We start from the raw sequence: 19,976 nt of genomic DNA, 5'->3' as shown, positions 1-19,976 counted from the left end.
CCCTGAAAATCATCAGGGCTTCATTGTGATGAACGTATTGTCATGACACGCTATATGGCGTCTGGTTAATTATCTGGTCGTAATGAAATTTCGCCGCCAACCCAAGCTCTAACTTCACCATCCTGCTCCAGTAATAGACCACCTTGTTTATCCACACCACGTGCTATGCCATGTACCTCGCGGTCGCCAATCAACAATTTGATCGGTCGATTAATGAAGTTATCCAATGCATCCCAACGTTCAATGAAAGGGGCCAGTCCATCACGTTCGAATAGCGGCAACGCTTCCCGTAGATTGTTAATCAATTGAGCAGACAGCTGATTACGATCTATCTTAACGCCCGCTTCCTGCAAGTTTATCCAGCCCTGATTTATCTGTGATGCACCTTCAGCACGCATCGCAAGGTTAATCCCTGCACCAATAACAATCTGAGCCGCATCACCCGTTTTACCGGTCAGTTCCACCAGGATTCCGGCCAACTTGCGATCGTGTAAATAGAGATCATTTGGCCATTTAACTCGGACATCCTTCGCGCCGAGTGACTGAATAACTTCAGCCATAACGATACCTATTACCAGACTAAGCCCCATCGCCGCAGCTGGCCCCTGCTCCAGACGCCAGTACATCGACATATACAGGTTAGCTCCGAAAGGGGAAAACCACTGTCTGCCACGCCGTCCTCGCCCTGCCTGCTGATACTCCGCAATACAGGCATCACCAGAAACCAGCTGATCCATACGATCGAGTAAATACTGATTCGTTGAGTCGATAACCGGAATAACTGCCAGATTAGGTTGATGCAGACGCGATAAAATCTCGCTTTCATTCAGTAGCTGAACAGGAGCTGGCAGGCTATAACCTTTCCCGGTGACCGTATAAACGTCCAGTCCCCAGCTCTTCAGCGTTTGTACATGCTTATTGATTGCTGCCCGACTCATCCCCAGGACTTCGCCCAGTTGCTCACCAGAATGGAATTCACCATCCGCCAGTAAAGCGACCAATTTTAATGGGACACTGTGGTCTTTCATGAGATCACCTCAACAGCATTGCGTTCACCCTGAGCACCAATAAAGCGAACTTCCGGCTCCAGCCAGACATTAAATTTTTCACCAACGTGGTTTCGGACTTCTCGTGCCAGTTGAACGATATCTTGCGGTGTCGCCTGATCTTCGTTGATCAATACCAGTGCCTGCTGGCGATGTACAGCAGCACCACCAACCCGATACCCCTTTAACTGACACTGATCGATCAACCAACCCGCAGCCAGTTTTACCTCACCATCTGGTTGAGGATAGAGCGGCATCGTCGGCCACTGAGCACATAACGTGGCAGCCTGGCTGGCACTAATCAGTGGGTTTTTGAAGAAACTCCCCACATTACCCGTTATGCTGGGATCAGGCAATTTGCTCTGTCGCATCTGACATACCGCAGTGAATACGTCCCATGCGCAGGCCGTTGCAGGATTGAGCCGTGCCAGATCGCCGTAGCTCAAAACTGGCCGCCATTGTTTTGCCAGACGTAATCCAACAGCCACAATGACGTAGTCATCCTTCATTCCGTGTTTGAAAATACTGTCACGATAACCAAATGCACACTCTTCACGATGCAGACGCACAATTTTCCGAGTGGGCAGATGCAAAGCCTCAACATAATCGCAGAGATCTTTGAATTCCACCCCGTAAGCACCGATGTTTTGGATCGGGGCCGAACCTGCCATACCCGGGATAAGCGCCAGATTCTCCAGGCCCGTAATCCCTTTTTTTAAGGTATGCTCCACCAGTTCATGCCAGTTTTCTCCCGCCCCAACATGCAACTGCCACGCTTCGGTCTGTTCTTCTATAGCGATGCCTTTGATAGCATTGATAATGACAATACCGTCAAAATCCTCAAGAAACAGCACATTGCTACCGCCTCCGAGCACCATAAAAGGCTGTGTCTGCTGAACACAGTTCTGCCACGCTTCAATGATGGCCTCTGCGGTATCAGCAATAACGATATTTTTTGCACTGACCTCAAGGCCAAGCGTATTGAAAGCTTTAAGAGAAGTGTTGGGGCTGGACATTTCACGGCCTTAACTGATTAATCTGGCCGTAGTTTACCTGATCAGATCGTAGCGGGTGGGATGTTTTCGTGGTTTTTCATCATCTGCGAGACGATTCTCAAATGTAAAATAACATCTTCCAACCGGACATAAGATCTTTAGCGGCGCGATTTTTACCGTACCGTGGCCTGCAAAGCGCGCGATAAATCGCGCCGCTACCGGATGCGCAGACGTAAAAAAACCCTGAACTTTCGTTCAGGGTTTCTTCACTTGTTTGATGCCTGGCAGTTCCCTACTCTCGCATGGGGAGACCCCACACTACCATCGGCGCTACGGCGTTTCACTTCTGAGTTCGGCATGGGGTCAGGTGGGACCACCGCGCTACAGCCGCCAGGCAAATTCTTTGTGCTCTGTCCTGTGTCTTTTGCCGCCTTGCTTCAGCGCAAAATCCTTCGGACCTGAATCCGCAGGACACAACTTAATCCGGTCGAACAAGGCTGAAAATTCTTCGCGTCTCTCAACCAAAACGCCTCTGGCGTTGTAAGGTTAAGCCTCACGGGTCATTAGTACCGGTTAGCTCAATGCATCGCTGCACTTACACATCCGGCCTATCAACGTCGTCGTCTTCAACGTCCCTTCAGGACCCTCAAGGGGTCAGGGAGAACTCATCTCGGGGCAAGTTTCGTGCTTAGATGCTTTCAGCACTTATCTTTTCCGCACTTAGCTACCGGGCAATGCCATTGGCATGACAACCCGAACACCAGTGGTGCGTTCACTCCGGTCCTCTCGTACTAGGAGCAACCCCCCTCAATTCTCCAGCGCCCACGGCAGATAGGGACCGAACTGTCTCACGACGTTCTAAACCCAGCTCGCGTACCACTTTAAACGGCGAACAGCCGTACCCTTGGGACCTACTTCAGCCCCAGGATGTGATGAGCCGACATCGAGGTGCCAAACACCGCCGTCGATATGAACTCTTGGGCGGTATCAGCCTGTTATCCCCGGAGTACCTTTTATCCGTTGAGCGATGGCCCTTCCATTCAGAACCACCGGATCACTATGACCTGCTTTCGCACCTGCTCGAGCCGTCACTCTCGCAGTCAAGCTGGCTTATGCCATTGCACTAACCTCCTGATGTCCGACCAGGATTAGCCAACCTTCGTGCTCCTCCGTTACACTTTGGGAGGAGACCGCCCCAGTCAAACTACCCACCAGACACTGTCCGCAGCCCGGATCACGGGCCTACGTTAGAACATCAAACATTAAAGGGTGGTATTTCAAGGTCGGCTCCACGCAGACTGGCGTCCACGCTTCAAAGCCTCCCACCTATCCTACACATCAAGGCTCAATGTTCAGTGTCAAGCTATAGTAAAGGTTCACGGGGTCTTTCCGTCTTGCCGCGGGTACACTGCATCTTCACAGCGATTTCAATTTCACTGAGTCTCGGGTGGAGACAGCCTGGCCATCATTACGCCATTCGTGCAGGTCGGAACTTACCCGACAAGGAATTTCGCTACCTTAGGACCGTTATAGTTACGGCCGCCGTTTACCGGGGCTTCGATCAAGAGCTTCTCCTTACGGATAACCCCATCAATTAACCTTCCGGCACCGGGCAGGCGTCACACCGTATACGTCCACTTTCGTGTTTGCACAGTGCTGTGTTTTTAATAAACAGTTGCAGCCAGCTGGTATCTTCGACTGGCTTCAGCTCCGGGAGCAAGTCCCTTCACCTACGCGCCAGCGTGCCTTCTCCCGAAGTTACGGCACCATTTTGCCTAGTTCCTTCACCCGAGTTCTCTCAAGCGCCTTGGTATTCTCTACCTGACCACCTGTGTCGGTTTGGGGTACGATTTCGTGTTACCTGGAGCTTAGAGGCTTTTCCTGGAAGCAGGGCATCAGTTACTTCACCACCGTAGTGGCTCGTCATCACGCCTCAGCCTTAAAGCATTCCGGATTTGCCTGGAATGCAAGCCTACACGCTTAAACCGGGACAACCGTCGCCCGGATAACCCAGCCTTCTCCGTCCCCCCTTCGCAGTAACACCAAGTACAGGAATATTAACCTGTTTCCCATCGACTACGCTTTTCAGCCTCGCCTTAGGGGTCGACTCACCCTGCCCCGATTAACGTTGGACAGGAACCCTTGGTCTTCCGGCGAGCGGGCTTTTCACCCGCTTTATCGTTACTTATGTCAGCATTCGCACTTCTGATACCTCCAGCAGACCTCACAGTCCACCTTCGACGGCTTACAGAACGCTCCCCTACCCAACAACACACAGTGTCGCTGCCGCAGCTTCGGTGCATGGTTTAGCCCCGTTACATCTTCCGCGCAGGCCGACTCGACCAGTGAGCTATTACGCTTTCTTTAAATGATGGCTGCTTCTAAGCCAACATCCTGGCTGTCTGGGCCTTCCCACATCGTTTCCCACTTAACCATGACTTTGGGACCTTAGCTGGCGGTCTGGGTTGTTTCCCTCTTCACGACGGACGTTAGCACCCGCCGTGTGTCTCCCGTGATAACATTCTCCGGTATTCGCAGTTTGCATCGGGTTGGTAAGCCGGGATGGCCCCCTAGCCGAAACAGTGCTCTACCCCCGGAGATGAATTCACGAGGCGCTACCTAAATAGCTTTCGGGGAGAACCAGCTATCTCCCGGTTTGATTGGCCTTTCACCCCCAGCCACAAGTCATCCGCTAATTTTTCAACATTAGTCGGTTCGGTCCTCCAGTTAGTGTTACCCAACCTTCAACCTGCCCATGGCTAGATCACCGGGTTTCGGGTCTATACCCTGCAACTTAACGCCCAATTAAGACTCGGTTTCCCTGCGGCTCCCCTATACGGTTAACCTTGCTACAGAATATAAGTCGCTGACCCATTATACAAAAGGTACGCAGTCACCTAACAAGTAGGCTCCCACTGCTTGTACGTACACGGTTTCAGGTTCTGTTTCACTCCCCTCGCCGGGGTTCTTTTCGCCTTTCCCTCACGGTACTGGTTCACTATCGGTCAGTCAGGAGTATTTAGCCTTGGAGGATGGTCCCCCCATATTCAGACAGGATACCACGTGTCCCGCCCTACTCATCGAACTCACAGTATGTGCATCTTCGTGTACGGGAGTATCACCCTGTACCCTGCGACTTTCCAGACGCTTCCACTGACACACAAACTGATTCAGGTTCTGGGCTGTTCCCCGTTCGCTCGCCGCTACTGGGGGAATCTCGGTTGATTTCTTTTCCTCGGGGTACTTAGATGTTTCAGTTCCCCCGGTTCGCCTCGTTAACCTATGTATTCAGTTAACGATGATGCACAGAGTGCACCGGGTTTCCCCATTCGGACATCGTCGGCTGTAGCGGTTCATATCACCTTACCGACGCTTTACGCAGATTAGCACGTCCTTCATCGCCTCTGACTGCCAGGGCATCCACCGTGTACGCTTAGTCGCTTAACCTCACAACCCACAGGCGTTTTCACGCATGCAGACTGCAAGCATTTGAGAGACTCGAACACATCGCTTTCATTTCTTATTACGGAGAAATGAAACAACGTGTCGTTTCAAATTTTCAGCTTGTTCCGGATTGTTAAAGAGCAAATATCTCAAACATGACTCGTAAGCCAGTTTTGAGATACTGAGCAGCGACACCTTTCACCTGTCACCAAGCAAGTGGCGTCCCCTAGGGGATTCGAACCCCTGTTGCCGCCGTGAAAGGGCGGAGTCCTAACCGCTAGACGAAGGGGACACAGGAAGTGTCACGACTTCGCAGCCGTCTTGCTCATTACGTTTTCATCAGACAATCTGTGTGAGCACTTCGAAGGAAGGTATCTTCAGGTAAGGAGGTGATCCAACCGCAGGTTCCCCTACGGTTACCTTGTTACGACTTCACCCCAGTCATGAATCACAAAGTGGTAAGCGCCCTCCCGAAGGTTAAGCTACCTACTTCTTTTGCAACCCACTCCCATGGTGTGACGGGCGGTGTGTACAAGGCCCGGGAACGTATTCACCGTAGCATTCTGATCTACGATTACTAGCGATTCCGACTTCATGGAGTCGAGTTGCAGACTCCAATCCGGACTACGACGCACTTTATGAGGTCCGCTTGCTCTCGCGAGATCGCTTCTCTTTGTATGCGCCATTGTAGCACGTGTGTAGCCCTGGCCGTAAGGGCCATGATGACTTGACGTCATCCCCACCTTCCTCCGGTTTATCACCGGCAGTCTCCTTTGAGTTCCCGACCGAATCGCTGGCAACAAAGGATAAGGGTTGCGCTCGTTGCGGGACTTAACCCAACATTTCACAACACGAGCTGACGACAGCCATGCAGCACCTGTCTCAGAGTTCCCGAAGGCACCAAAGCATCTCTGCTAAGTTCTCTGGATGTCAAGGCCAGGTAAGGTTCTTCGCGTTGCATCGAATTAAACCACATGCTCCACCGCTTGTGCGGGCCCCCGTCAATTCATTTGAGTTTTAACCTTGCGGCCGTACTCCCCAGGCGGTCGACTTAACGCGTTAGCTCCGGAAGCCACGCCTCAAGGGCACAACCTCCAAGTCGACATCGTTTACAGCGTGGACTACCAGGGTATCTAATCCTGTTTGCTCCCCACGCTTTCGCACCTGAGCGTCAGTCTTTGTCCAGGGGGCCGCCTTCGCCACCGGTATTCCTCCAGATCTCTACGCATTTCACCGCTACACCTGGAATTCTACCCCCCTCTACAAGACTCCAGCCTGCCAGTTTCGAATGCAGTTCCCAGGTTAAGCCCGGGGATTTCACATCCGACTTGACAGACCGCCTGCGTGCGCTTTACGCCCAGTAATTCCGATTAACGCTTGCACCCTCCGTATTACCGCGGCTGCTGGCACGGAGTTAGCCGGTGCTTCTTCTGCGGGTAACGTCAATTGCTGAAGCTATTAACTCCAACACCTTCCTCCCCGCTGAAAGTACTTTACAACCCGAAGGCCTTCTTCATACACGCGGCATGGCTGCATCAGGCTTGCGCCCATTGTGCAATATTCCCCACTGCTGCCTCCCGTAGGAGTCTGGACCGTGTCTCAGTTCCAGTGTGGCTGGTCATCCTCTCAGACCAGCTAGGGATCGTCGCCTAGGTGAGCCATTACCCCACCTACTAGCTAATCCCATCTGGGTTCATCCGATGGTGTGAGGCCCGAAGGTCCCCCACTTTGGTCTTGCGACGTTATGCGGTATTAGCTACCGTTTCCAGTAGTTATCCCCCTCCATCGGGCAGATCCCCAGACATTACTCACCCGTCCGCCACTCGTCACCCGAGGAGCAAGCTCCTCTGTGCTACCGTTCGACTTGCATGTGTTAGGCCTGCCGCCAGCGTTCAATCTGAGCCATGATCAAACTCTTCAATTTAAGTTTGATGCTCAAAGAATTAAACTTCGTAATGAATTACGTGTTCACTCTTGAGACTTGATATTTTTTAAGTCCGTAGACTTTTGATATCAATCCTGCGAGTGCCCACACAGATTGTCTGATAAATTGTTAAAGAGCAGTGCGAACAGCGGGTTAACCGTCTGTCGCGAGGTGGCGTATATTACGCTTTCCTCCTTCAGAGTCAATCTCTTTTTTCAGAGATTTTCTCCGGCGGGATGAATCACTTCGTCCCTCGCTGACCGTCTGCGTTGCCGCTTTGCCGTGTCAGTGGAGGCGCATTATAGGGAGATAATCCTGAGTGACAAGTGTTTATTGCAAAAAAATGATCGTTCGGCCTAAATTTCACCAAAGCGGCTTATTTCACAACGATTTGCCTGGTAAGTGCACAAAATCCTGGGCGAAAAGCGCGACTTTTTGCCAATCGGTGTATTCCACTTCTTTTGATGTATCCGTTTCACCGCCAGTCATACGCATAATCAACTGAATCATGACGCGATCGAACCAACGATAGCGTGGATAACGCAACGCTCCGGCAAATACCGCACAGCAGTCAGGCTGCCAGGGTGACTGAGCCAGAAACTTGTGCGTATACACGTTGGTGTCCGGCGTACATTTATCTGCTTTACGTGCCGTCAGGTTCACACTAAAGAAGCCGCTGACACGCTGCTGCAACTCTGCGCGGTGCTGAGTAACAAACTTCATTAATGCCGGATGGAAATGCCCGTAGCGGATCGAGGCACCAATCAGCACCCGATCATACTGCGCCCAGTCCAGCGTCGCTGTCTGTGATATCTCAATCACATCACACAATTGTTGCGGCGCCAGGTTTTGCGCAATGCGTCCGGCAATTTTCTGGGTTTGCCCGTCACGGCTGGAATAGACAATCAACGCTTTCATTACATTATCCCGTGATATCACTCGCGCCAGAAGGTCGGGGTGAAGAGAACCAGCAAAGTAAACACCTCAAGGCGGCCAAACAACATGGTCGAAATCAAAATCCACTTCGCTACATCATTCATCGAAGCAAAGTTATCGGCGACCACCCCCAACCCAGGTCCGAGGTTATTGAGGGTCGCAGCGACAGCAGCAAATGCTGAGAAGTCATCCACACCGGTCGCGATGATTGCCAGCATGCTAACCAGGAACACCAGCGCATAAGCAGAGAAGAAGCCCCATACCGCTTCCAGAATACGTTCCGGCAACGCACGGTTCCCCAACTTAATAGTGTAAACCGCATTGGGATGCACAAGGCGCTTCAGCTCACGAGAGCCTTGTTTACACAGCAACAGAATACGAATTACCTTCAGGCCACCACCGGTCGAACCGGCACAGCCACCGATAAAGGCAGAGCACAACAGCAGCACTGGCAGGAACAATGGCCAGCGAGCGATGCTGTCCGTGGTGAACCCGGCGGTGGTGGCCATCGATACCACCTGGAAAAAGGCCTGATTCAGCGTTTGTAAGCCACTGGAATAGACGTCGTGGAACCACAGCACCACGGTACAGATCACCACCAATGTCAGTTGCACGCCGATAAACATACGAAACTCAGGATCGCGCCAGTACACTTTCAGGCTGCGGCCACTCAATAAAGAGAAGTGCAAACCGTAGTTACAACCAGAGATCAGCAAAAATATCGCCACGATGGTATTGATCGTCGGGCTGTTGAAGTAACCAATACTGGCATCATGCGTCGAGAAGCCACCGATGGCGATGGTGGAAAAACTATGGCCGATAGCATCAAACACCGGCATCCCCGCCAGCCACAGCGCCACGGCACAGGCTACGGTGAGCAGAACATAGATCAGCCACAGGGTTTTTGCCGTCTCCGCGATACGCGGTCGCATTTTGTTATCTTTCAGCGGTCCGGGCATTTCCGCGCGATACAACTGCATCCCACCCACCCCGAGAATCGGCAGGATCGCCACCGCCAGTACGATGATCCCCATCCCGCCCAACCATTGCAGCATCTGGCGATAGAACAGAATCGCTTTGGGCAGCGAATCCAGCCCCACCAGCGTTGTCGCCCCGGTAGTGGTTAAACCGGAAAAGGATTCAAAGAACGCGTCGGTGACCGACAGGTGCGGTTGCTCAGCAAACATAAACGGCATCGCCCCCACGCTGCCCAGCACAGTCCAGAACAGCACCACAATCAGAAAGCCTTCGCGCGGCTTCAGCTCGGTCTTTTGTTTGCGATTCGGCCACCACAGCAGTGAACCAATGACGAGCGCCATCATAAAGGTCTGACTGAACGCCCGTCCGGCACCGTCACGATAAATTAAGGCCACCAGACCAGGCAGGATCATGGTGACTGAGAACAGAATCACCAGCAGGCCCACAATGCGGGTAATGGCGCGAAAATGCATTCAGCCTTTTCCTTTCAAAGAGATATGCTTTATTTTTCCAGCGAGATGAGCGTCAGCACACCCCGACTGTAATCAGAGAGGTTCTGCCGAAAGCCATCGATCTGGCTATGCGGTAATGCCAGGCGCAGTGTGATGCGATCCAGATAATGGCTCTCTTCTACCTTGCCGTCAAAACGCTGCAACAGGCGCTCAATATCGCTGAGCTGCGCATAGTCGCATTGCAGGGTAAAAGATTGCATCGGCACCTTACGACAACGCACCAACTGTTTTAATCCCTGCTGCACACCGCCGCCATAGGCTTTCACTAACCCACCGGTGCCAAGCATGATGCCACCGTAATAGCGCACCACCACCGCAGTGATTTCACCCACACCGCTGCCCATCAGCTGGGCCAGCATCGGTTTTCCTGCCGTACCTGATGGCTCGCCATCGTCAGAAAAACCCAACTGCTGCGAATCACTCGGTGCGCCCGCCACCCATGCCCAGCAATGATGTCGCGCCGTGGGGTGTTCAGCTTTAACCTGCTGAACAAAGGCACGCGCCGCTTCAACGCCGTCGGTATGTGCCAACAGCGTGATAAAGCGGCTTTTCTTGATGGTTTCCTCGCTGAGGCTGACTGCCTCAGCGGGAATGTCATAAGCGTCCATCAGGCCAGATGTAAATCGCGCGTCATGTTTTCAATCCGGTTGGCATGGATCACCACATTATCTTCAATACGGATGCCGCCATACGGCTTCAACGCATCAATGGCCTGCCAGTCAAAATGTTCTTTGTACTTACCCGTACGCAACGCGGCCAGCAGTGAATCGATAATGTAGAAACCCGGCTCGATGGTCATCACCATGCCCGGTTCCAGCACGCGGGTACAACGCAGATACGGATACTGTGCGGGAGCAGCCAGGTGCGTACCCTTATCATCCTGCATAAAGCCCGCTACATCATGCACCTGAAGTCCCAGTGGATGACCCAAACCATGTGGCATAAACGGACCGGTTAAGTCCTCCGCCACCAGCGTCTCTTCGCTCAGTCCTTTCACCAGTTCAAACTTCAGCAGCATACGCGCAATGCGTTGATGCATCTGTAGATGATAATCGGTATAACGCACGCCCGCCTTGAGGGTAGCGATCAACGCCTGTTCCTCTTTGTTCATAACCTCAACCATCTCGGCATAACGTGACTTCGCCTGCCCGGCGTAGCTGCGTGTCAGATCGGCCGCATAGCCAAGGTACTCAGCACCGGCATCAATCAAAAAACTATGGCGCTTCGCGGGCGGCTGATGATCCAGTTTGGTGTAGTGCAGCACGGCGGCGTGTTCATTAAGCGCGATGATATTGCCGTAAGGCACATCAATATCACGGTGGCCGGTCGCGCTCAGGTAAGCGATATTGATATCGAACTCACTCATACCAGAGAAGAAGGCTTCTTTCGCCGCGCGATGTCCCGCCACCGCCAGCTTCTGCGCTTCACGCATACAGGCCAGTTCATAATCGGTTTTGATGCTGCGGTGGTAATGCAGGAAATCAATCACCCCTTTGGGGTTGATGGCCTCCGCCTTGATACCCAGTTGGGTCGCACGCGTCGGCACTGGCCCAATGTAGGCCACATTGTCGCGCTGAGTCGGCAGCAGTTGCGCAATCTCGTCAGCATTTTTCAGGCCAATAACCTCAACGTCTCCGGTCCAGAAGCTGTTTGGCAGCGGCTCCACGTTGTGCCAGTAATCCACCGGTGAATAGAACCACAGTTTCGGTTTATTCACGCCATCGATCCATAACCAGCAGTTAGGCACCTGCGTCACCGGCACCCAGGCTTTGAACTGCGGATTCACCTTGAAGGGATAGTTGTGATCGTCGAGGAACACGGTCAGCAACTCACCAGAATGAATCAACATGGCATCGAGTTTAAAACGCGTCAGCACCTGCTGCGCACGCTGTTGCAGCGTATTGATATGCGCGTGATACAGGGTTTTCAGTGAATCCATGAACTTGTCTCCAATATCGCGAAAATGGCCGCAGTGTAGCATAGCCACGTTCGTGATGCCGTGCCCCTGTACGCTGTGATCGCTGTATCAAATAAGCAAACTCTCGTTTGCAAAAAATTAACATGGAACCCACACTCACGATCATCTGGTATGACCAGATCAACTTTCGCGGTTTCAGGAGACGGACATGCTCTACCAAGGCGATACACTTTCTGTTCGCTGGCTCGACGATGGCATCGCCGAGCTGGTTTTCGACGCGCCCGGTTCGGTGAATAAACTCGATACCAAAACCGTTGCCTCACTGGGTGAGGCGCTGGGTGTACTGGAGCAACAACCCGCACTGCGCGGTCTGTTGCTCACCTCGGCAAAACCGGCGTTTATCGTCGGGGCCGACATCACCGAATTTCTTTCCCTGTTTGATGCGCCGGTTGAAAAACTGAGCCAGTGGCTGGCGTTTGCCAACAGTATATTTAATCGTCTGGAAGATCTGCCAGTCCCCACCGTCTCTGCGATTGATGGCTATGCGCTTGGCGGCGGCTGCGAGTGCGTGCTGGCGACCGACTTCCGCATCGCAACCCCGCAACTGCGCATCGGCCTGCCGGAAACCAAACTGGGCATCATGCCGGGCTTCGGCGGTAGCGTGCGCCTGCCGCGCCTGCTGGGTGCCGACAGTGCGCTGGAGATTATCGCCGCAGGTAAAGATGTTGATGGTAGCAGCGCCCTGAAACTGGGTCTGGTCGATGCGGTCGTCAGCAGCGACAAACTGCACAGCGCTGCGTTAACCGTGTTGCAGGATGCCATTGTGCAGGGCAGCTGGCAGGCACGTCGCGCACCGAAACTGGCCCCGCTCAAACTCAGCCCGATTGAAGCGGCGATGAGTTTCACCATCGCCAAAAGCATGGTGCTGCAAACGACGGGCAAACATTACCCGGCCCCAATCACTGCAGTGAAAACCATTGAAGCGGCTGCCGGTCTGGGACGCGATGATGCCTTGAAACTGGAAACCGCCGCGTTTGTGCCGCTGGCGCAAAGTGATGTGGCGCGCGCGCTGGTTGGCATCTTCCTCAATGATCAATATGTCAAAGGCGAGGCGAAAAAACGCGGCAATGCCACCTCAACACCTGCGCAGGCAGCGGTATTGGGCGCCGGCATCATGGGCGGTGGCATTGCGTATCAGTCGGCATGGAAAGGCGTGCCGGTGCAAATGAAAGATATCAATCCACAGGCGCTGGCGCTCGGCATGAAAGAAGCCAGCAAGCTGCTGAACAAACAGCTGGAACGCGGTAAGATCGATGGCGCGAAACTGGCCAGCGTGCTGACCACTATCCAGCCAACGCTGGACTACGCCGGATTTGAACGCGCGGATGTGGTGGTGGAAGCGGTGGTGGAAAACCCGCAAATCAAAGCCAAAGTGCTGGCCGAGACCGAGCAGCATCTGCGCGACGACGCCATCCTCGCCTCCAACACCTCCACCATTCCGATCAGCCTGTTAGCGCAGTCGCTGCAACGACCCGAAAATTTCTGCGGCATGCACTTCTTCAACCCGGTGCCGCGCATGCCTTTGGTTGAAGTGATTCGCGGCGAAAAAACCTCCGAGGAAACCATCGGTAAAGTTGTTGCCTGGGCGAGCAAGATGGGTAAAACGCCGATTGTGGTCAATGACTGCCCCGGCTTCTTTGTTAACCGCGTGCTGTTCCCCTATTTCGCCGCCTTCAGCCTGCTGCTGCGTGACGGTGCTGATTTCCGCCAGATCGACAAAGTGATGGAGAAACAGTTTGGCTGGCCGATGGGGCCTGCATGGTTGCTGGACGTGGTGGGAATTGATACCGCCCATCATGCTCAGCAGGTAATGGCGCAAGGCTTCCCTTCCCGCATGCAGAAAGATTATCGCGACGCCATCGATGTACTGTACGAAGCCGGACGCTATGGGCAGAAAAATGGTCTGGGTTTCTGGCGTTGGACAGAGGACAAAAAGGGCAAAGCGCAGAAACAGGCCGATGCCGAAGTCGACACGCTGTTGCAGCACGTGTGCCAGCCGAAGCGCGTCTTCAGCGATGAAGAGATTGCTAACCGTATGATGCTGCCGATGTTGAACGAAGTGGTGCGCTGCCTGGAAGAGAAGATCATTGCTTCCCCAGCCGAAGCGGATATGGCGTTGGTGTATGGCCTTGGCTTCCCGCCGTTCCGTGGTGGTGCCTGCCGTTATATGGATACGCTAGGCAACAGCACGGTGGTTGACCAGGCCAAACGCTATATCGCACTCGGTCCGCTGTATGCACTGCCCGAGCTGCTGGTGCAGAAAGCCCATCAGCATCAAAGCTGGTATCCCACCGCCCTACCGATTGATGAAGCCGCGCTGCAAAGTGCCTGAGGATAATAAAATGGAAAATGTCGTTATTATCGATGCCGCCCGCACGCCAATGGGGCGTTCCAAGGGTGGTGCGTTTCGTCAGGTTCGCGCGGAAGATCTCTCGGCTCACCTGATGCGTGAACTGCTGAGCCGCAATCCGGCGCTTGATCCCGCCACGCTGGATGACATCATCTGGGGCTGCGTACAACAAACGCTGGAGCAAGGCTTCAATATTGCCCGTAACGCCGCGCTGCTGGCAGAAATCCCGCATCGTGTCCCTGCCAGCACCGTTAACCGCTTGTGTGGTTCGTCGATGCAGGCGCTGCACGATGCCGCCCGCGCCATTATGGTCGGCGATGCACAAAGCTGCCTGATTGGCGGCGTGGAGCATATGGGCCACGTGCCGATGAACCACGGCGTGGATTTCCATCCAGGCCTGAGCCGCACAGTGGCGAAGGCCGCCGGTATGATGGGCCTGACCGCCGAAATGCTGGCGCGCATGCACCATATCAGCCGTGAACAGCAGGATGCCTTTGCATTGCGTTCACATCAGCGCGCCTGGCAGGCCACCCAGCGTGGTGATTTCAAACGGGAAATTATTCCAACTTATGGCCACGACAGCGACGGTGTGCTGAAACGCTATGATGCCGATGAAGTGATCCGTGAAGACGCCAGCCTGGAAGGATTGGCAGCGCTGAAACCGGCGTTTGACCCGGTCAACGGCACCGTGACCGCCGGTAGCTCCTCAGCCCTTTCCGATGGCGCAGCCGCGATGCTGATTATGAGCGAAAGCCGGGCGCGCGAGCTGGGTCTGACACCACGCGCGCGTATTCGCAGCATGGCGGTGGTGGGCTGCGATCCGTCGATTATGGGATACGGTCCAGTCCCGGCCAGCAAGCTGGCACTGAAACGCGCCGGTTTAACCGTACAAGATATTGATTTGTTTGAACTGAATGAAGCCTTTGCCGCCCAGACGCTGCCGTGCCTGAAAGATTTGGGCCTGCTGGAGCTGATGGATGAGAAGGTCAATCTGCATGGTGGCGCGATTGCGCTCGGTCATCCGCTGGGATGTTCCGGTGCGCGTATCAGTACCACGTTGTTGAATCTGATGGAACGTCGCGATGCGCAGTTTGGCCTGGCAACCATGTGTATCGGTTTAGGTCAGGGCATTGCCACCGTATTTGAGCGTCTGTAATACGTTGACCACCTGCATGATTTCCCGCCCTTTTGGGCGGGCTTTTTCGCCGATGCTGTGTCATTAAATAAACGCGAAAGCATCGCCGTACATCTGCGCTTCCATTGCACCGCGTTCTGCGCAGAAGCGTTCACGGGCAATCTTCGCCATCTCGAAACGGCCTGCGATGTAGATATCATGGCCGCTCAGCGTGGCGTAGTCCTGCATTACCGCCGTCAGCACCGTTCCGGTACGGCCCTGCCAACTCGCTTCCGGCTGCTCCACCACCGGAATCACCTTCAGATTCGGGTGCTTCACCGCCAGCGCATTCAGTTCGTCAAGATCGTACAGATGCATCAGTTCGCGGCCACCCCAGTAAATGGCGATATCGCGATCGGGCTGCTGTGCCAGTGCAGTCAGCAGAATGGAGCGGGCGTAGGAGAAACCCGTACCGCCGGCAATCAGGATGATGGGGCGATCGTTCTCTTCACGCAGCCAGGCATCACCGTGCGGCATATCCACGGTGATTTCACGCTGGTTCTGGATACGTTCCATCACCGCCATCGCGTAGAGATTCAGCTCAGAAGCGCCGATATGCAGCTCAATGATGTCTTTTTCCATCGGCGTGGAAGCGAGGGAAAACGGACGCTTATCACGCTCATCCATTACCACCATCAGGTACTGTCCGGCACGAAAGCTAAAATCCGCTTCCGGGATCAAACGGACGCGGTAGACGGTATCAGTAATCGCTTCAACCGAAGTCACTTTGCAGCTTAACGTTGTCATGCGTTCCCTCTGTCGGGTCGTTTGTTTTTATGGTTTGCTCGCCGCCATCAGCGCTGTGGCGGCTCGGCAAAGATGCCTAACTCATCCCAGATGGCGTCAATACGCGCCGTGACCGCCGGATCTTTAACGATTGGGGTGCCCCACTCACGCGTGGTTTCACCAGGCCATTTATTGGTGGCATCAAGCCCCATCTTCGAACCCAGCCCGGAAACCGGTGACGCGAAGTCGAGATAATCGATTGGCGTATTTTCAACCAACACGGTATCGCGCGCCGGGTCCATACGGGTGGTAATCGCCCAGATCACATCGTTCCAGTCACGCGCATTGACGTCATCGTCACACACAATAACAAATTTGGTGTACATGAACTGCCGCAGGAACGACCAGACACCAAACATCACGCGCTTGGCATGACCAGCGTACTGTTTTTTCATCGTCACCACCGCCAGGCGGTACGAACAGCCTTCCGGCGGCAGATAGAAATCCACAATCTCCGGGAACTGCTTAATCAGAATGGGTACCAGCACTTCATTCAGTGCCACACCCAACACCGCCGGTTCATCCGGTGGCCGGCCAGTATAGGTTGAGTGATAAATCGGGTTACGACGTTGCGTTATGTGCGTCACGGTAAATACCGGGAAGCTATCTACTTCATTGTAGTAGCCGGTATGGTCGCCGTATGGCCCTTCAGGCGCCATATCGCCGGGTTCGATGTAGCCTTCCAGCACAATTTCAGCACTGGCGGGCACTTCCAGGTCGTTGGAAAGACACTTCACCACTTCGGTTTTATTGCCACGCAGCAGGCCCGCGAAGGCATATTCTGACAGCGAGTCCGGTACTGGCGTTACGGCACCGAGGATGGTCGCCGGATCGGCACCCAGTGCCACCGCGACGGGAAAACGTTCTCCGGGATGGGCTTTGCACCACTCCTGAAAATCGAGGGCACCACCGCGATGCGACAACCAGCGCATGATCAGACGGTTTTTGCCAATCACCTGCTGACGATAGATACCGAGGTTCTGCCGCTCTTTGTGCGGCCCGCGCGTCACGGTTAAACCCCAGGTAATCAACGGCGCAGCGTCACCCGGCCAGCATTTCATTACCGGGATGCGTGATAAATCAACCTCGTCACCGCTAAACACTTCTTCCTGGCACGGCGCATTACGCAGCCGTTTGGTTGGCATGTTCAGCACCTGCTTAAACTGCGGCATCTTGTCGAACAGGTCACGAAAACCTTTTGGCGGCTCTGGCTCTTTGAGAAACGCCAGCAGCTTACCCACTTCGCGCAGCGCGCTGACCTCTTCCTGGCCCATGCCCATGGCCACGCGTTTCGGTGTACCAAACAGGTTGCACAGTACCGGCATGTCGTAGCCTTTCGGGTTTTCGAACAGCAGCGCCGGGCCACCGGCACGCAAGGTGCGGTCGGCAATTTCGGTCATCTCCAGTTCGGGATCGATCGCCTGAGTGATGCGCTTTAACTCGCCCCGCTGCTCCAGCAGCGCAAGGAAATCACGTAAATCCTGATATTTCATGTAGGGTTAACTTCCAGCCCAGAGGAATCGGCCATTATAGGGCCGATTCTGCGGGCATGTTGAGGTTTCTGCGTCAGGCAGGCTGACAGGAAAATGGCACCAACGATTGTAGCGCCAACACGTCATGGAAGGCGGCGGTCGGCTCACCGTGGCGGAACACCTTAAAATCTTCCCCGCGCGCGCTGTAGTAGCGCAGACGATGTTCGCTGACATGCAAGAAGCTGCCTTCGCGCAGTGCAATCACCGATTCATGCGGGTTCACCGCACAGAACTCCGCCAGACGCTCATCACGGGTTTCGCCCATATGACCACTGACGTGTGCATCGATATAATGCGGGTTGATTTGCACCGGAAACAGCCCCAGCGCAGGCAACACCACGCTGCTGCGCACTGGCATATCATTGGTGGTACGGATAGACGGGGTCGCGACATTGCAACCCGCGCTCCAGCCGACGTAAGGCACCTGACGTTCACGCACTGCGCGCTGAATCGCCACAATCAGGCCATGTTCATGCAGCATCTGATTAAGCAGCCAGGTGTTGCCGCCGCTGACCAGAATCAGTTCTGCCTGTTCAATCGCGGCCACCGGCGAGGTGAAATCGTGGACGGTTCGCACTTCGATACCGAGCGAATCGCTGAGGTCCAGCGCGCGCTGGGCATGATCGCCGCGAATAATGGCATAAGGCACCAGCACGGCGGAGGTAATGCCGCGTTGCGCAATCATCGCATGCAGCTGCGGGTGAGCGTAACTCAGCAATGGGGCATCATCGGCCAGTTTGCCATTACTTAACAGGAACAGTTCCATCAGACGATCCTTTTCATTCATAAGATGGAGAGGGAGTCTGATACAGATTATCGCCAGACGTCAATTTTCTTGCGATAAACGACGTTAAAGCGTTAAGACTCAGAAAATTCGTAGTGAAATTTGTTTCGCGGCTGCGTTTAGCCCGGCTGATGCGCTATAACTCTGAAAGCAGGTTTGCTATTCTTAGCGTCCATTCTTTGGGAGCAGTTATGGAATCCTGGTACTTACTCTATTGCAAACGTGGACAACTGTTGCGCGCGAAAGAACATCTTGAGCGGCAGGCAGTGAATTGTCTCAGCCCAATGATTGCGCTGGAGAAAATTGTCCGTGGTAAACGTACCACCGTAAGTGAGCCGCTGTTTCCCAACTATCTGTTTATCGAGTTCGATCCGGAAGCGATTCACACCACCACCATCAGCAGCACGCGGGGCGTCAGTCACTTTGTCCGCTTCGGGACCATGCCTGCCACGGTGCCGTATGAAGTGATTGAAGCGCTACAATGCGACGCCCCACAGATCCTGATCGATCCGGAGACGCCACAGATCGGTGATGAAGTGATCATCACCGAAGGCACCTTCGAAGGTCTGCGCGCCATTTTTGCCGAGCCGGATGGCGAAACTCGTTCGATTCTTCTGCTTAACCTGCTGAATAAACAGGTAATGCGCAGCGTAGACAACAAACAATTCCGTAAAGCCTAAGCCAACCTGAACAGCTGACGCGCATTATGATTGACCTGCGCGCCCAACGTCTCCGCCGTCTCATTACGCCATAACGCCACCTGCTGCACGATATGCGGCAGAAAACAGGGTTCGTTGCGGCGTGATGTCGGACGTGGATGCATATCACGCGGCAGCAAATACGGAGCGTCGGTTTCCAACAGCAGACGTTCTGCCGGGATTAGCGGCAGCAGCTCACGCAGCTCCATGCCACGGCGTTCGTCGCACACCCAACCGGTAATACCAATCGATAACCCCATCGCCAGACAGGACTCCAGCTCCTCACGGTTGCCGGTAAAGCAGTGCGCCACCGCTCCCACCAATTTCGGCAGCCAGGGTTGCAGAATCGCAGCGAAACGCGCGTGTGCTTCGCGACAATGCAGGAAAACCGGCAATTGCAGTTCTGCGGCCAGTTGAAGTTGCGCATCAAAGGCGTATTCCTGCTGATCATGCGCCGAGAAGTTGCGGTTGAAATCCAGCCCGCATTCACCTATCGCCACCACCTGCTCACTCTCCGCCAGACGGCGCAGCGTATTGGCGGTTTCAGCTGACCATGCGCTGGCATGGTGCGGATGCACGCCCGCGGTTGACCAGCAGTAGCCCGGATGCAATGCAGCCAGTCGCTGCGCCTGCTGGCTTTCCAATGCATTGGTGCCGGTGATTAACAGGCCGGTGACGCCCGCGTCGCGCGCACGTGCAACCACCTGCTCTCGATCTTTCGCAAATTGCGTACTGGTCAGGTTTACACCGATATCAAACATGTTTCTTCCCAAATAAAAAACCGCCCAATGGTGTGGGCGGTTCAGATTCATCGTCATCCCGCTCGCACGCGGGATCTG

13 protein-coding genes, 1 tRNA gene and 3 rRNA genes are annotated in these 19,976 nt (G+C 54.2%); 3 read left to right on the top strand and 14 right to left on the bottom strand.

All coding sequences use genetic code 11. The annotated features are described in order from the left end of the window. Positions 1-65: 65 nt before the first annotated feature. The 10 genes from birA to pepQ all read right to left on the bottom strand — a co-directional run bounded on the left by birA (position 66) and on the right by pepQ (position 11,774). Positions 66-1,028 (bottom strand): bifunctional biotin--[acetyl-CoA-carboxylase] ligase/biotin operon repressor BirA, encoded by a 963-nt coding sequence (gene birA / locus AC6I8W_RS01125; RefSeq protein WP_497836639.1) that lies wholly within the window; start codon positions 1,026-1,028, stop codon positions 66-68. Beyond that, a complete protein-coding gene (gene murB, locus AC6I8W_RS01120; RefSeq protein WP_497836638.1) occupies positions 1,025-2,062 on the bottom strand; it encodes a UDP-N-acetylmuramate dehydrogenase in 1,038 nt (345 codons plus the stop codon). Before murB ends, birA begins: the two co-directional genes overlap by 4 nt. A gap of 258 nt (positions 2,063-2,320) precedes the next feature. Then, positions 2,321-2,436, bottom strand: a 5S ribosomal RNA gene (gene rrf / locus AC6I8W_RS01115). Positions 2,437-2,583: 147 nt separating this feature from the next. After that, positions 2,584-5,488 (bottom strand): 23S ribosomal RNA (locus tag AC6I8W_RS01110). 214 nt (positions 5,489-5,702) lie between these two features. Further along, positions 5,703-5,777, bottom strand: a tRNA-Glu gene (locus tag AC6I8W_RS01105). Positions 5,778-5,867: 90 nt separating this feature from the next. Beyond that, positions 5,868-7,409, bottom strand: a 16S ribosomal RNA gene (locus AC6I8W_RS01100). The 16S, 23S and 5S rRNA genes sit together here with 1 tRNA gene alongside, the layout of an rRNA operon. A 381-nt stretch (positions 7,410-7,790) precedes the next feature. Next, positions 7,791-8,327 (bottom strand): menaquinone-dependent protoporphyrinogen IX dehydrogenase, encoded by a 537-nt coding sequence (gene hemG / locus AC6I8W_RS01095; RefSeq protein ID WP_497836637.1) that lies wholly within the window; start codon positions 8,325-8,327, stop codon positions 7,791-7,793. A gap of 17 nt (positions 8,328-8,344) precedes the next feature. Beyond that, positions 8,345-9,796: a Trk system potassium transporter TrkH gene (trkH, locus tag AC6I8W_RS01090; protein ID WP_480367208.1), complete on the bottom strand. Its 1,452-nt coding sequence runs from the start codon at positions 9,794-9,796 to the stop codon at positions 8,345-8,347. 29 nt (positions 9,797-9,825) lie between these two features. Further along, positions 9,826-10,443: an IMPACT family protein gene (locus AC6I8W_RS01085; RefSeq protein WP_497836636.1), complete on the bottom strand. Its 618-nt coding sequence runs from the start codon at positions 10,441-10,443 to the stop codon at positions 9,826-9,828. Further along, the gene (pepQ, locus tag AC6I8W_RS01080) at positions 10,443-11,774 is read right to left on the bottom strand and encodes a Xaa-Pro dipeptidase (protein ID WP_497836635.1); all 1,332 of its coding nucleotides are present in this window, start codon (positions 11,772-11,774) and stop codon (positions 10,443-10,445) included. The genes AC6I8W_RS01085 and pepQ overlap by 1 nt, the downstream gene beginning before the upstream one ends. Positions 11,775-11,961: 187 nt before the next feature. Between pepQ and fadB the strand changes: the two genes are divergently transcribed. Together fadB and fadA are read left to right on the top strand one after the other, a co-directional pair. Continuing rightward, complete coding sequence (fadB, locus tag AC6I8W_RS01075; RefSeq protein WP_497836634.1) at positions 11,962-14,145, top strand: fatty acid oxidation complex subunit alpha FadB; 2,184 nt, start codon at positions 11,962-11,964, stop codon at positions 14,143-14,145. A 10-nt stretch (positions 14,146-14,155) separates the two neighbouring features. After that, on the top strand, positions 14,156-15,319 hold the full coding sequence (fadA, locus tag AC6I8W_RS01070) for an acetyl-CoA C-acyltransferase FadA (RefSeq protein ID WP_497836633.1): 1,164 nt from the start codon (positions 14,156-14,158) through the stop codon (positions 15,317-15,319). A gap of 63 nt (positions 15,320-15,382) precedes the next feature. Here the strand turns inward: fadA and fre are convergent, their stop codons facing one another. From fre to pepE, 3 genes are all read right to left on the bottom strand, one after another. Continuing rightward, a complete protein-coding gene (gene fre, locus AC6I8W_RS01065) occupies positions 15,383-16,084 on the bottom strand; it encodes an NAD(P)H-flavin reductase (RefSeq protein ID WP_497836632.1) in 702 nt (233 codons plus the stop codon). A 47-nt stretch (positions 16,085-16,131) separates the two neighbouring features. Beyond that, a complete protein-coding gene (gene ubiD, locus AC6I8W_RS01060) occupies positions 16,132-17,616 on the bottom strand; it encodes a 4-hydroxy-3-polyprenylbenzoate decarboxylase (protein ID WP_480367193.1) in 1,485 nt (494 codons plus the stop codon). A gap of 73 nt (positions 17,617-17,689) precedes the next feature. Continuing rightward, on the bottom strand, positions 17,690-18,421 hold the full coding sequence (gene pepE / locus AC6I8W_RS01055; protein WP_497836631.1) for a dipeptidase PepE: 732 nt from the start codon (positions 18,419-18,421) through the stop codon (positions 17,690-17,692). 209 nt (positions 18,422-18,630) lie between these two features. Between pepE and rfaH the strand changes: the two genes are divergently transcribed. Beyond that, the gene (rfaH, locus tag AC6I8W_RS01050; RefSeq protein WP_497836630.1) at positions 18,631-19,119 is read left to right on the top strand and encodes a transcription/translation regulatory transformer protein RfaH; all 489 of its coding nucleotides are present in this window, start codon (positions 18,631-18,633) and stop codon (positions 19,117-19,119) included. Here the strand turns inward: rfaH and tatD are convergent. Then, positions 19,116-19,898, bottom strand: coding sequence for a 3'-5' ssDNA/RNA exonuclease TatD (tatD, locus tag AC6I8W_RS01045; RefSeq protein WP_497836629.1), 783 nt, complete (start codon positions 19,896-19,898; stop codon positions 19,116-19,118). The genes rfaH and tatD overlap by 4 nt on opposite strands. Between the last annotated feature and the right edge of the window lie 78 nt (positions 19,899-19,976).

The organism is Pantoea sp. X-Soil-TKNS-1211 (assembly GCF_059730495.1).
Note: the sequence above shows the minus strand (reverse complement) of the source record. Positions and strands in the feature narration are given on the sequence as shown.